Origin of the sequence: Streptomyces sp. NPDC007983, from assembly GCF_042958345.1 — a bacterium.
Lineage (GTDB): Bacteria > Actinomycetota > Actinomycetes > Streptomycetales > Streptomycetaceae > Streptomyces.
In genome coordinates this window covers 502,769-516,010 of the sequence record NZ_JBIBJI010000006.1, presented here as the reverse complement: position 1 = coordinate 516,010, position 13,242 = coordinate 502,769, and the positions used below count along the sequence as shown (strand labels likewise).

The following is a 13,242-nucleotide window of genomic DNA, read 5'->3' as shown; positions in this document are numbered from 1 at the left end:
GACCGGGCGGGCCCCGCACCCGGCCCGCCGGGCACACCCCAACTCGGCTTGACCTGGGGCCCATACAGGTCTTACGTTCTCAATGTGCGACTCGTACGAGTCGCCCCAGTACGCGAAGCCCCCGGTTGTTCCCCCGTGATCGGGGGCTTCGTCCTGTCCGCACCCGGTTCGGCACCGTTTTCCGGCTGCGGTACGGCACCATATCGTCACCCTCCGTCACTCACCCCCTCCGGTCGCGTGCGCCCCTTACACGCCCCCCGCGCACGCCCGCCGAGCCTTGTGCGATTGCGACGAACAACAGTGCGGCACCCTCGGCCGGTGCGGCCTGCGCAGGTACGATGCGAAAAGGGCAGCCGCCCCGGCGGCATCCACGGGGGCAGGGGTTGTGGGGGACGTGATGGATTTCGGCACGCAGGGTTCGCAGACCCCGGCCGATCTCGCCTGGCTGCGTGCCGTGGACGCCTACACGATGGGCGCCTACGCACAGGCCGAGGAGGAGTTCCGGGCGGCGGTGCGGCACGATCCGGGCATGGCCGACGCGTGGCTGGGCCTGCACGCGCTGCGCGCCGACACGGCGACCGCGCTGTTACGGATGTACCGGCACCGCGATCGCTTCGGCGAACAGCGCACCCGGCACCGCCGTACCCTCAACTCCTGGTACTGGCTGGGCTGGTGGGTCCAGCCCGTGCTGGAGACCAGCCGGGACCTGCTGCTGGCGCACGCCTCGCACTGGCTCGACGGCCGCCACGTCCCCGAGCTGGACCGGGCGCTGGCCGGCTGCCCGCCCGTGGAGGCCGATCCGCAGGCCCGCTTCCTGCACGCCTGCCGCGCGTATCTGGTCAAGGACTGGGAGCAGCTGGTCCGCCACACCGAACCGCTGGTGGACGACGCCTTCCTCGGCATCGAGGCCGGGCTCTTCGGCGGCATGGCCCGGGTCCGGCTGGAGATGTACGGCCAGGCGGAACCGCTGCTCGCCGCCGCCCTGATGCGCTGCCGCAGCGAACAGCCCCAGCGCAAGGAGCTGCGCTACTGGCTGGCGCGCGCCCATGAGGGCACCGGGCGCAGCGCCGCGGCCCTCCCCCTCTACCGCGCGGTGCACCGTATCGATCCCACGTTCATGGACACCTCGGCGCGGCTGGCCGCCATAGCGGAGTCCGACGGCCTGGACGAGCCCGCCGACCTGGCGACCGTGCCGCTGTCCGGGGTCAGCAGCCAGGACGCCACCGACGGCACCGTCGGGGATCCCGCCGACACCCTGTCGGCCGCCGCCGACCCGGCCGACGGCCGGGATCTGCGCACCGGCGGCGACGGCGCCGAGGGCCCGCCGCTCATGACCGGCCCCGAGACCGGCACCGGCACCACCCGCGACCGGGGCGGACTGCCCGCCCAGCCCGGGCCCTCCGACCCCGCCCTGCTGGAGAGCGCGCTGCAGGAGCTGGAGCGCATGGTCGGCCTGGAGCCGGTCAAGCGGCAGGTGCGGGCACTCTCCGCGCAGCTCCACATGGCCCGGTTGCGCGCCGGGCAGGGCCTGCCGGTCCAGCCGCCGAAGCGGCACTTCGTCTTCTCCGGCCCCTCCGGCACCGGCAAGACCACCGTCGCCCGCATCCTCGGCCGGGTCTTCTACGCGCTCGGGCTGCTCGGCGGCGACCATCTGGTCGAGGCCGGGCGGGCCGATCTGGTCGGCGAATACCTCGGGCAGACCGCGGTCAAGGCCAACGAGCTGATCGACTCGGCGCTCGGCGGGGTCCTCTTCGTCGACGAGGCCTACAGCCTGTCCAACTCCGGCTACAGCAAGGGCGACGCGTACGGCGACGAGGCGCTTCAGGTGCTGCTCAAGCGCGCGGAGGACAACCGCGACCGGCTGGTGGTCATACTCGCGGGCTATCCCGAGGGCATGGACCGCCTCCTGGCCGCCAACCCGGGCCTCGGCTCCCGCTTCACGACGCGCGTCGACTTCCCCAGCTACCGGCCGCTCGAACTCACCCGCATCGGTGAGGTGCTGGCCGCGGAGAACGGCGATGTGTGGGACGAGGAGTCCCTGGAGGAGCTGCGCAGCATCAGCGGGCACGTCGTCGACCAGGGGTGGATCGACGAGCTGGGGAACGGGCGCTTCCTGCGCACCCTGTACGAGAAGAGCTGCGCGTACCGGGATCTGCGGCTGTCGGGGTGGACCGGCATCCCGACCCGGGACGACCTGGCGACGCTGCGGCTGCCGGATCTGATGCAGGCGTACGGGGAGGTCCTGTCGGGCCGCGGTCCCATGTACCGCGACCCGGAGGACCCCCCGCTGCCCTAGCTCTAGCGGGAGACCATCGCGGGCTCCTCCGAGGCCGAAGCCGGGGCCGGGGCCGGGGCTGGAGCCGAAGCCGGGGCCGGGGAAGAGGCCGGGGCCGGGCTCTGGACCCGTGTCCCGCCGTGCGCCGCGGCCGCCGGCCGGCCGTGGCCGCTGTCCCGGTGGGACGGGTCGCGGACCTCGCCCACCAGCATCTCCAGCACGTCCTCCAGCGCGACCAGCCCCAGCACCTTGCCGGACGCGTCGGCCACGGCCGCCAGGTGGGAGGCCGCCCGCCGCATCGCGGTGAGCGCGTCGTCCAGCGGCAGCTCGGCGCGCAGGGTCTCGATCGGATGCCAGACCCGCTGGGGGACCGCCCCCTCGGGGGCCTCCAGGTCCAGGACGTCCTTCACGTGGATGTAGCCCATGAAGGCGCCACCGGCGCCGCTCACCGGGAAGCGCGAGAAGCCGGTCCGTACCGTCAGCTCCTCGATCTGCCGGGGCGTGACCGAGGGATCGACGGTGACCAGGCCCGCCGGGTCGAGGAGGACGTCGGTGACCGGGCGGCTGCCCAGCTCCAGGGCGTCCGCGAGCCGTTCGTGCTCCCCGTCGCCGAGGAGCCCGGCCTGCCGGGAGTCCTCGACCAGATGGGTCAGCTGCTCGCTCGTGAAGACGGCCTCCACCTCGTCCTTGGGCTCGACCCGGAAGAGCCGCAGCACCAGCCGGGAGCAGGCGCCCAGCAGCGCGGTGACCGGACGGCACAGCCGGGCGAAGCCGACCAGGCCGGGGGCCAGCCACAGCGCGGTCTTCTCGGGCGCCGCCATGGCCAGGTTCTTCGGCACCATCTCGCCGATCACCAGGTGCAGGCAGACGACGACGGCGAGCGCGATGGCGTAGCCGAGCGGATGGACCAGCCCCGCGGGCAGATGCACGACGTGGAAGACCGGCTCCAGCAGCTTGGCGACGGTCGGCTCGGCGACCGCGCCGAGGGTCAGCGAGCAGATGGTGATGCCGAACTGCGCGGCGGCCATCATCTGCGGCAGGCTCTCCAGCCCGGTGAGCACGGTACGGGCCCGCGCGGAACCCTCGGCCGCCCGCGGCTCGATCTGGCTGCGCCGTACGGAGACCAGGGCGAACTCGGCGCCGACGAAGAATCCGTTGGCGAGGACCAGAAGAGCGGCGAAGAGGAGTTGGACGAGGCTCATCGCTCAGCTTCCTTCTCGGCTACGGCTACGGCTACTTCGGCTTCGGCGGCGACAGCGGACCCGGCACCGGTCGCGGCACCGGCACCGGCACCGGCACCGGCACTCGTACCCGCTCCGGTCCGGACGATCCGTACCCGCTCCGCCCGGTGGTGGCCGACCTGCCGGACGGCCAGCTTCCAGCCGGGCAGCTCGGCGATGTCCCCGGGGGCGGGGATCCGGGCGAGGAGATCGGCGATCAGTCCGGCCACCGTCTCGTACGGCCCGTCGGGCACCTCGAGACCGATCCGGCGCAGGGTGTCGACGCGGCAGGCGCCGTCGGCGTCCCACGCGGGCCGGCCGTCCTCGGCGACGGTCTGGGCCAGGTCGGGCGTGTCGGCGGCCTCGTCGTCGTGCTCGTCGCGGACCTCGCCGACCAGTTCCTCGACGATGTCCTCCAGGGTGACGACACCGGCCGTGCCGCCGTATTCGTCGACGACCACGGCTATCGGCTGCTCGCTGCGCAGCCGCTCCAGCAGCGGTTGGACGGGCAGCGTCTCGGGGACCAGCAGCGGGGGCTGGGCGATGGACCCGGCGGGGGTGCGCAGCCGCTCGCCTGCGGGCACCGCGAGGGCGTCCTTGAGGTGGACCATGCCGATGACCTCGTCCAGGCGGTCGCGGTAGACGGGGAACCGGGAGAGTCCGGTGGCCCGGGTGAGGTTGAGCACATCCACGGCGGTGGCCGTGGACTGCAGCGCGCTGACCCGCACCCGCGGGGTCATCACGTGCTGCGCGGTGAGATCGCCGAGCGAGAGGGTGCGGACGAACAGATCCGCGGTGTCCTGCTCGATCGCCCCGGCCCGCGCCGAGTGGCGGGCCAGCGAGACCAGCTCACCGGGGGTACGGGCGGACGCCAGCTCCTCGGTGGGCTCGACGCCCAGCGCCCGCACCAGCCGGTTGGCGACCGTATTGAGCAGGGCGATGACGGGCCGGAAGAAATGGGCGAAGGCGGACTGCGGGCCCGCGACGAAGCGGGCGACCTGCAGCGGCCGGGAGACCGCCCAGTTCTTGGGCACGAGCTCACCGATCACCATCTGCACGGCGGATGCCACCAGCATGCCGATGACGACGGCGACGCCGGAGACGGCGCCGTGCGGCAGCCCCACCGCGGACAGCGGCACGGTCAGCAGATGGCCGAGCGCGGGCTCGGCGAGCATGCCGACCACCAGGGAGGTGATGGTGATGCCCAGCTGGGTGCCGGAGAGCTGGAAGGACAGCTCGCGCAGCGACTGGACGACGGTACGGGCGCGCCGGTCGCCTTCTTCGGCGGCCCGCTCGGCGTCCGGCCGCTCGACCGTGACCAGGCCGAATTCGGCGGCCACGAAGAAGCCGTTGGCGAGGATGAGGACGAGTGCCGCGGAGAGCAGCAGGAGAGACAGGGTGACGCTCATGCCGCCGCCTCGAGGTCAGCGGCGGCGCAGGTACTACAGGACGATCCGTCCATCTCTGGAGGGAGTCACTCCTCGGGTCGCAGGGGAGGCCCGCCGGCTGCGCGCGCGGCGCGCGGGCAGGTCGAGGCGGGGCGGGGCATCGTTCGGCCCCGGCAACAGAGTAAACAAGGTTGGGCGGTTACGGGCAGGCCCCCACCGTCAGGACGTGCCGCCGCCCGTGCCGTGGTGTGTCGCGAGGGCGCGCAGGGCACGGGCGTCGTCGATCGCCTGTGCCTTGGCCATGCCCACCTGGATGCCCATCGCGGGCAGGCTGGTGCCGTCGGCAAGGTCCAGGTAGACCCAGGCGTCGCCGGGCCGCAGATTGACCCGGAGCACCTCGGCCCACTCCAGCCGGCGGGTGGTGATGAGGTTGACCACGGTCACCCCGGCCTCGTCGGCCACCACCTTGGGGCGGCTGAACAGCGCGAGACCCGCGAAGAACAGCAGCCCGGTGACGACGAAGCTGAGCTGCTCGCCCGGGGACAGGTTCTCCAGGAGCAGCCCGATCGCCGTGAGGGCGACGACGAGGGCGGCGCCGATGGTCAGCAGGATGACCCGGGTGCGGGTCGGCCGGAAGGTGACCGGGAGGTCGGGCGGCTGGGCGGCGGCGGACACGTGTGATGGGTCTCTCGTGAGAGGCGGAGTGGAGAGGGGACCGAAGGATGAGCCGGGGCTCAGAGGCGGCAGGCGTGGATGCCCGTGGTGAGGATCGCCCGCGCCCCCAGCTCGTACAGCTCGTCCATGATCCGCTGGGCGTCCTTGGAGGGGACCATCGAGCGGACCGCGACCCAGCCCTCGTGGTGCAGCGGGGAGACGGTGGGCGACTCCAGGCCGGGGGTGAGCGCCACGGCCCGCTCGACCTGCTCGACCCGGATGTCGTAGTCCATCATCACGTAGCGCCGGGCCACCAGGACGCCCTGCATCCGGCGGAGGAACTGGCGCACCTTGGGGTCGTCGGTGGGGGCGCCGGTGCGGCGGATCACGACCGCCTCGGACTCCAGGATCGGCTCGCCGATGATGTCCAGACCGGCGTTGCGCAGGGTGGTGCCGGTCTCCACGACATCCGCGATGATCTCGGCGACGCCGAGCTGGATGGCGGTCTCCACGGCGCCGTCCAGGTGGACGACGGCGGCGTCCACCCCGTGGTCGGCGAGGTGCTTGGTGACCAGGCCGGAGAAGGAGGTGGCGACGGTCATCCCGCCGAACTCGCTCACATCGGTGGCCGTGCCGGGCCGGGTGGCGTAGCGGAAGGTCGACCCGGCGAAGCCGAGCTGCAGGATCTCCTCGGCCTGGGAGCCGGAGTCGAGCAGCAGGTCACGGCCGGTGATGCCGATGTCGAGGCGGCCGGAGCCGACGTACACGGCGATGTCGCGGGGGCGCAGGAAGAAGAACTCGACGTCGTTGTCGGAGTCGACCAGGACGAGTTCCCTGCGGTCCTTGCGCTGCCGGTAGCCCGCCTCATGGAGCATCGCCGACGCAGGCTCGGACAGTGAACCCTTGTTGGGGACGGCGATGCGCAGCATGAGGGGCGTTTCCTTCGTACGGGGGATGGGTGGTGAGCCGGGGTGGTTCAGAGGTGGGCGTAGACGTCGTCGAGGGTGAGTCCCTTGGCGACCATCATCACCTGGAGGTGGTAGAGGAGCTGCGAGATCTCCTCGGCGGCCGCCGCGTCGCTCTCGTACTCGGCGGCCATCCACACCTCGGCGGCCTCCTCGACGACCTTCTTGCCGATCGCGTGCACACCGGACTGCAGCAGCTCGGCGGTACGGGAGGTGGCGGGGTCGGCCGTGGCGGCCTTCTGCTGGAGCTCGGCGAAGAGCTCCTCGAACGTCTTCTTGGACATGGTGTGCGCCATCCTACTTGTGCGGGACGGCACAACTTCGCGCAGGGCACCGACCTCAGGGTGACGTGACCGACCTCAGGGTGACGGCGGTGGCGACGGCGGCGGTGACCGCCTCATGGCCCTTGTCCTCGCTGGAACCGGCGATTCCGGCGCGGTCCAGGGCCTGTTCCTCGGTGTCGCAGGTCAGCACGCCGAAGCCGATGGGGACGCCGGTGTCCACGCTGACCTGGGTGAGGCCCTGGGTGACGCCCTGGCACACATAGTCGAAGTGGGGCGTGCCGCCGCGGATCACGACGCCCAGCGCCACGACCGCGTCGTAGCCGCGGTCGGCGAGGACCTTGGCGACGACCGGCAGCTCGAAGCTGCCGGGCACCCGCAGCACGGTCTGCTGGGCGATGCCCAGCTCGCCGAGGGCCCGCCGGGCGCCGTCGACCAGGCCGTCCATCACCTTCTCGTGCCACTGCGCGGCGATGACGGCCACGCGCAGGTCCCCGCAGTTCTCCACGGACAGTTCGGGGGCACCCTTACCGCTCACGTCACTCCTCAAGGTCTTGCCGGTCTTGTCTGTGTACGGGTGGTTCTACTGGTTGCCGCAGGCGGACACGGGCTCCGGGCTCTCCGCCCGGAGGTCGCCCTCCAGCCAGGGCAGGTCGTGCCCCATCCGGTCCCGCTTGGTCCGCAGATAGCGCAGATTGTGCTCCCCGGCCTGGACCGGCATCGGCTCCCGGCCGGTGACCCGCAGCCCGTGGCGGACCAGGGCGGTGGTCTTCTCGGGGTTGTTGGTCATCAGCCGCAGGGAGCGCACGCCCAGGTCGGCCAGGATCTCGGCGCCCGCCGCGTAGTCGCGCGCGTCGGCGGGCAGGCCCAGCTCCAGGTTGGCGTCCAGGGTGTCCCGGCCCAGCTCCTGGAGCTGGTACGCGCGCAGCTTGGACAGCAGCCCGATGCCGCGCCCCTCGTGGCCGCGCAGATACAGCACCACGCCACGGCCCTCGTCGGTCACCCGCTCCAGGGAGGCGTGCAGCTGGGGTCCGCAGTCGCAGCGCAGCGAGTGGAAGATGTCGCCGGTCAGGCATTCGGAGTGGACCCGGACCAGCACGTCCTCGCCGTCGCCGATGTCGCCCTGGACGAGCGCGATGTGCTCGACGCCGTCGGCGGTCGCGCGGTAGCCGTACGCCTGGAAGTCGCCGAAGGCGGTGGGCAGCCGGGTGGTGGCCTCGCGCCGCACGGCGGGCTCGGCGGCCCTGCGGTACGCGATCAGGTCGGCGATGGAGATGATCGCGAGGTCGTGCTTGTGGGCGAAGGCGACCAGGTCGGGCAGGCGCAGCATCACCCCGTCCTCCCCCGCGATCTCGCAGATCACGGCCGCCGGGCGCAGTCCGGCCAGCCGGGCGAGGTCGACCCCGGCCTCGGTGTGGCCGTCGCGGGCGAGCACGCCGCCGGGGCGGGCGCGCAGCGGGAAGATGTGGCCGGGGCGCACGAGGTCGCCGGGGGTGGTGTCCGGGCCGGCCAGCAGGCGCAGGGTGGCGGCCCGGTCGGCGGCGGAGATGCCGGTGCTGACGCCGTGTTCGGCGGTGGCGTCGACGCTCACGGTGAAGGCGGTCCGCATGGACTCGGTGTTCTCCTCGACCATCTGCGGGAGCCGCAGCCGGTCGAGGTCGTCGGCCTCCATGGGCGCGCAGATCAGTCCGCGGCACTCGTTCATCATGAAGGCGACGATCTCGGGGCTGATCGTCTCGGCGGCGGCGATGAGGTCGCCCTCGTTCTCCCGGTCCTCGTCGTCCACCACCACGACGGGGCGGCCCGCCGCGATGTCGGCGATCGCCCGCTCGACGGAGTCCAGTGCCAGTTCGTCGGGCGGCCAGCTGCCCGCGGGGTCCTCGTCCTCGGCCACCGCTCGCGGCCGCGTCGTCGCGTAGGCGTCGCTCATGACACTGACACTCCTTCCATGGCGGGTGTGGGCGCGCTCGGGGACGTCCGGGTGTTCCCGGTACGGGAGCGCAGCCACCAGTCGCGCGCGCCCCACAGGACGAGTGCGAAGTAGATGACGTAGACGAGGCCGGAGAAGGCCAGTCCGCTGCTGAAGGCGAGCGGGACGCCGACCACGTCGACCAGCATCCACGCGAACCAGAACTCGATCAGGCCGCGGGCCTGGGCGACCATCGCGGCGAGGGTGCCGACGAAGATGTAGGCGTCGGGCCAGGGGTTCCAGGACAGTTCGGGGACCGTGGTGAACAGGGCGCCGACGGCGAGCGTGCCGGCCGCGAGGCCGGTGAGGAGCGCCGCGCGCTCACGGCCGGTGGCGAAGCGGACGGCGACCGCGCCGCCCTCGTCGCGGCGGCCGCGCCGCCACTGCCGCCAGCCCCAGGCGGCGACGCCGATGACCAGGAGCTGCTTGCCGACGCCGCCGCTGAGGTGTGCGGTGGCGTAGGCGGCGACCAGGACGACGCCGGAGGCGAGCTGGGCGGGCCAGGTCCACAGGGAGCGGCGGCTGCCGAGGGCGAGGGCGATCAGGCCGATGGTGTTGCCGATCGCGTCCGACCACAGGATGTGCTGGCCGAATATCTCCCCGGCCTCGGCGCCCAGCCAGTCGAGGGACATCATTCGATCGCTTCCTTGTCCGTGCTCCGAACGGCGCTCTGGTCCGTGCCGCCGTGGGCGAGCAGGCGCTCGACGTATTTGGCGAGGACGTCCACCTCGAGGTTGACCGGGTCGCCGGGCTGCTTGACGCCGAGGGTGGTGAGGGCGAGCGTCGTCGGGATGAGGCTGACGGTGAAGTAGTCGGGGCCCGCGTCCACGACGGTCAGGCTGATGCCGTCGACCGTGATGGAGCCCTTCTCGACCACATAGCGGCCGAGTCCGGACGGCAGTGAGATCTTCACGATCTCCCAGTGCTCGGACGGCTTGCGCTCGATGAGGGTGCCGGTGCCGTCCACATGGCCCTGGACGAGATGGCCGCCGAGCCGCCCGCCGAGCGCCATGGGGCGCTCCAGGTTGACGCGGGAGCCGACGGTGAGCGCGCCGAGACTGGAGCGGTCGAGCGTCTCGGCCATCACATCGGCGCTGAACCGGCCGTCCCCGGTGTCGACGACGGTGAGACAGACGCCGTTGACGGCGATCGAGTCGCCGTGCCGCGCACCCTCGGTGACGACGGGCCCGCGCACCTGGAAGCGGGACGCGTCGCCCAGGTTCTCGACGGCGACGATCTCACCCAGTTCTTCGACAATTCCGGTGAACACTTCAGTTCTCCTCGGCGAGGGTGGTGGTGGGTGCGGTGGGGACGGCTGGGACTGCTGGGACGGCGGTGATGCGCAGATCGGGGCCGAGCCGGGTGACGTCGGCCGTCTCGAGGCGCAACGCCCGCGCGATCGTGGTGATTCCGGCGTCGGCGAGGGCGGCGGGGCCCGCGCCGAGCAGTACGGGGGCCAGATAGCCGACGACCTTGTCGACGGCGCCCGCGGCGAGGAACGCCCCGGCGAGGGTGGGCCCGCCCTCCAGCAGGACGGAGCGGACGCCGCGGTCGTGGAGGGCGGCGAGGAGCACGGCGATGTCGAGCCCGCGCCCCGCTTCCGCGCGGGGCAGCCGCAGGATTTCCGTCCCGGGCGGCAGCTGCCCGGTGTCGGCGTCGTCGGCCACGGCGATGAGCGTGGGCGCGGCGTCGTCCAGGATGCGGGCGTCCGGCTTCAGGGCGGTCGCGTCGGTGTCGACGGCGACCCGCAGCGGCTGGGTGACGCCGTCCCGGTCGCGTACGGCGAGGTGGGGATCGTCGGCGCGCAGGGTGCCGGAGCCGACGAGCACGGCGTCCGCCTCGGCGCGCAGCCGGTGCACATCGGCGCGGGCGGGGGCGGAGGTGATCCAGCGGCTGGTGCCGTCGGCCGCCGCGCTGCGGCCGTCCAGGGTGGCGGCGTACTTCCACAGCACGAAGGGGCGGCCGCGGCGCATCGCGGTCAGCCAGGCCTCGTTGACGGCCGCCGCCTCGTCGGCCAGCGGCCCGGGCGCGACGTCGACCCCGGCCGCGGCGAGGGTCGCGGCGCCGCCGCGCGCCTGGGCTGTGGGGTCGGCGACCGCGTAGCGGACGCGGGCGATCCCGGCGTCGATGAGCGCCTGGGCGCAGGGTCCGGTGCGGCCGGTGTGGTTGCAGGGTTCGAGGGTGACCAGTGCGGTGCCGCCGCGGGCCCGCTCCCCTGCCGCGCGCAAGGCGTGCACCTCGGCGTGAGGGCCGCCGGCCCGCTGGTGCCAGCCCTCGCCGGCCTGCTGTCCTTCGGCGTCGAGGATGACGCAGCCGACGACCGGGTTGGGGCTGGTGTGGCCGAGACCTCGGGCGGCGAGCTCCACGGCGCGGCGCATCGCGCGGGCTTCGGCCGCTGCGGTTGCCGCTGCTCCGGCTGCGGGGGCCACCGGGTCCTCCTGCCTCTTCGGGCACGGACTCCGGGGCTGTCGGAACGACTCTGGAGCGGGAACGCCGCCGCCGGGGCGCCGGGATCGCCGCGTACGGCCCGCGCGGGGAGCGCGGCCGCCACGGTGACGGCGCACCGGTGATGTCGCTACCGCCGCGCACTGCCTCCCATCCGGACTTTCACCGTCGGTCCAGGAATTTCACCTGGTCAACCGGCCGCTGGCGGCGGACGGGTCGCGGACTGTAACCGCCGGTTCGGATTTTCACCGACCCCGGAGTGCGCTGACGTCACTGGTACGAGGCCAGTGTGCCACGGCGATCAGCGCAGGTGGAGGCGGGGCCGGTGTGGGCTGGCTCACCCGGCCCGGTCCAGCCCGGTCCCCGGGTGCTCATCCCCCGCCCCGCCCCTTCCCGAACGGGGGGCCCGGCCGCCTGGGCCCCCGGCGAACACCACGCCGGCCGCCCAGGCGGCGCCGCACGGGCCCGGTCCAGCGGGGACCGGCCCGGCCGGCGTCCCGCCCCATGCCGAGCCGATGCGCGCCCGGGAGCCCCGGGTGAGGGCTCGCCGCCCGATACCCCCGGCCCGGCGGACGCGATCGGTCCGGTGGGACTTCCCGGGCCGGGGGGCCGGGGGCTTGCCCCCGGTTCGGGGAGGGGCGGGGTGGGGGAAACCCCCTACCCCTGCGCGATGCTGTCGAGCTGTTCCACCGCGGGGCGCAGCGACCACAGGTCGCCGCCGGGCGGGGTCTGGAGCTTGCCGAGGGCCGCGCGGGCCCGGCGGTCGCCCGCGTCGGCCGCCGCGTGCACCAGGTCGCTCGCGGCGTACGCCTTGAACTCCAGGTCGGGGTACGGCCAGGGCTTCGCCCCGGTGGCGGCGGGCAGCAGGAAGTCGACGGCCTTGAACAGGTTCGACCCGGTGGGGCCGGTGTAGTGCCACAGGTCGACGCCGACGTGCCGCCCCACGGCCGCCATCCGGGTGTAGGCGACGAGGTTGAACGTGGAGTAGTGGAAGCTGCGGGTGCGGGCCAGTTCCTGGGGCTGGCTGCCGTCGGCAGCGATCTGGGTGTCGATGCGCTTGGTCCGGGCCTCGCGCAGCACCGTGCGGGCGAGGTCCCGGTCGCCCACGGCGGCGGCGATGGCGGCGACCTGCATGTCGGAGAAGGTGCCGTGGTTGTTCTCGGCGGCGCTCTCCTCCTTGCCGAAGTCGCTGTTCACCAGCCAGTCCAGGAACTGCTTGTTCCAGGTGCGGAAGCCCGCGTGGTCGCCCTTGGTCCAGCCCGGGGCGCCGGTGTCGAGGATGGCGGCGGCGTCCAGGAGGCTGGTGAAGCCCTGGGAGAAGTCGATGATGCCGATGGAGCGGCCGTCGTACTTGCAGGGGATGAACTGGGCGTGGTTCAGGCTGGGGTTCATCCGGGTCGCCGGGGTGACGAACCAGGTGCGCAGGATGTCGGCGGCGTGCTCGGCGTAGCCGCGCTTGCCGGTGTAGTACCAGGCGAGGGACAGCTCGTAGGCCGATTCGAAGACCTTCCCGACCTCGGGACGGTCCGTCATCTTGTCCACATCGGGGTTCCGTTGGCCATCCTTCTGAACGTAGGGGCAGCCATACGGATTGTCGTCGGTCTTGGGCTCGCTCGGCCACCAGTAGGGGGCCTGGCTGAAGTAGTCGTGCTTGTCACCGCTGGGCGGTACCTGGTCCTTGTCGGTGACGGTCCACGGCCCCTGGGTCATCCACTGGTCGGCCTGGGTGGTCAGATCGCGCAGGGTCCGCTTCAGTCCACGGTCTCCGAGCTGGAGTTTCAGCTTGGTCAGGGCCAGTCGGGAGCCGTCGAGCACCACGGTGTCCGGCACCCGGCCTGCCCATCGGCCGCGGTCGGCGCCATGGGCGGACGGCGCCGCCAGGGCGGCCAGGAGGGCTAACAGGGCGGCGAGGACGACGAGCGCGCGGGCGGGTATCCCGCGCTCCGCTGGAGTCGCAACCATCGGGCACTCCAATCAGATATCTGAACCGAATTCAGAATCGAGATTGGACGCCAGGGTAGGGATGGATCATGACCACGACAAGA

At 72.7% G+C, this 13,242-nt stretch carries 12 protein-coding genes and 1 riboswitch; of the genes, 1 reads left to right on the top strand and 11 read right to left on the bottom strand.

Going from position 1 to position 13,242, the window contains the following annotated elements:
• Positions 1-397 precede the first annotated feature (397 nt).
• Positions 398-2,296, top strand: a complete 1,899-nt coding sequence (locus ACFZCY_RS22165; RefSeq protein ID WP_391175678.1) for an AAA family ATPase — start codon at positions 398-400, stop codon at positions 2,294-2,296.
• Positions 2,297-2,298: 2 nt separating this feature from the next.
• Here the strand turns inward: ACFZCY_RS22165 and ACFZCY_RS22160 are convergent, their stop codons facing one another.
• The 11 genes from ACFZCY_RS22160 to ACFZCY_RS22110 form a co-directional block, all read right to left on the bottom strand.
• Positions 2,299-3,477 carry a CNNM domain-containing protein gene (locus ACFZCY_RS22160; protein ID WP_391175675.1) on the bottom strand — a complete coding sequence of 393 codons (1,179 nt, stop codon included), beginning with the start codon at positions 3,475-3,477 and terminating at the stop codon, positions 2,299-2,301.
• Positions 3,474-4,904 carry a CNNM domain-containing protein gene (locus tag ACFZCY_RS22155; protein WP_391175672.1) on the bottom strand — a complete coding sequence of 477 codons (1,431 nt, stop codon included), beginning with the start codon at positions 4,902-4,904 and terminating at the stop codon, positions 3,474-3,476. Before ACFZCY_RS22155 ends, ACFZCY_RS22160 begins: the two co-directional genes overlap by 4 nt.
• A gap of 198 nt (positions 4,905-5,102) precedes the next feature.
• The gene (locus ACFZCY_RS22150) at positions 5,103-5,558 is read right to left on the bottom strand and encodes a PH domain-containing protein (protein ID WP_391175669.1); all 456 of its coding nucleotides are present in this window, start codon (positions 5,556-5,558) and stop codon (positions 5,103-5,105) included.
• A 59-nt stretch (positions 5,559-5,617) separates the two neighbouring features.
• Complete coding sequence (gene hisG, locus ACFZCY_RS22145) at positions 5,618-6,466, bottom strand: ATP phosphoribosyltransferase (protein WP_391175666.1); 849 nt, start codon at positions 6,464-6,466, stop codon at positions 5,618-5,620.
• A gap of 47 nt (positions 6,467-6,513) precedes the next feature.
• Positions 6,514-6,798 carry a phosphoribosyl-ATP diphosphatase gene (locus ACFZCY_RS22140; RefSeq protein ID WP_009713585.1) on the bottom strand — a complete coding sequence of 95 codons (285 nt, stop codon included), beginning with the start codon at positions 6,796-6,798 and terminating at the stop codon, positions 6,514-6,516.
• 43 nt (positions 6,799-6,841) lie between these two features.
• Positions 6,842-7,321, bottom strand: coding sequence for a 6,7-dimethyl-8-ribityllumazine synthase (gene ribH / locus ACFZCY_RS22135; RefSeq protein WP_391175662.1), 480 nt, complete (start codon positions 7,319-7,321; stop codon positions 6,842-6,844).
• Between the two features lie 45 nt (positions 7,322-7,366).
• On the bottom strand, positions 7,367-8,713 hold the full coding sequence (locus tag ACFZCY_RS22130) for a bifunctional 3,4-dihydroxy-2-butanone-4-phosphate synthase/GTP cyclohydrolase II (protein ID WP_391175659.1): 1,347 nt from the start codon (positions 8,711-8,713) through the stop codon (positions 7,367-7,369).
• A complete protein-coding gene (locus tag ACFZCY_RS22125) occupies positions 8,710-9,387 on the bottom strand; it encodes a nicotinamide mononucleotide transporter (RefSeq protein WP_391175656.1) in 678 nt (225 codons plus the stop codon). The genes ACFZCY_RS22130 and ACFZCY_RS22125 overlap by 4 nt, the downstream gene beginning before the upstream one ends.
• Positions 9,384-10,022, bottom strand: coding sequence for a riboflavin synthase (locus tag ACFZCY_RS22120; protein WP_391175653.1), 639 nt, complete (start codon positions 10,020-10,022; stop codon positions 9,384-9,386). Before ACFZCY_RS22120 ends, ACFZCY_RS22125 begins: the two co-directional genes overlap by 4 nt.
• A 1-nt stretch (position 10,023) precedes the next feature.
• Entirely contained in the window at positions 10,024-11,130 is a 1,107-nt protein-coding gene (gene ribD / locus ACFZCY_RS22115) for a bifunctional diaminohydroxyphosphoribosylaminopyrimidine deaminase/5-amino-6-(5-phosphoribosylamino)uracil reductase RibD (protein WP_391175978.1), read from the bottom strand.
• A 203-nt stretch (positions 11,131-11,333) separates the two neighbouring features.
• Positions 11,334-11,464: riboswitch (FMN riboswitch) on the bottom strand.
• A gap of 390 nt (positions 11,465-11,854) precedes the next feature.
• Entirely contained in the window at positions 11,855-13,159 is a 1,305-nt protein-coding gene (locus ACFZCY_RS22110; protein WP_391175650.1) for an alginate lyase family protein, read from the bottom strand.
• Between the last annotated feature and the right edge of the window lie 83 nt (positions 13,160-13,242).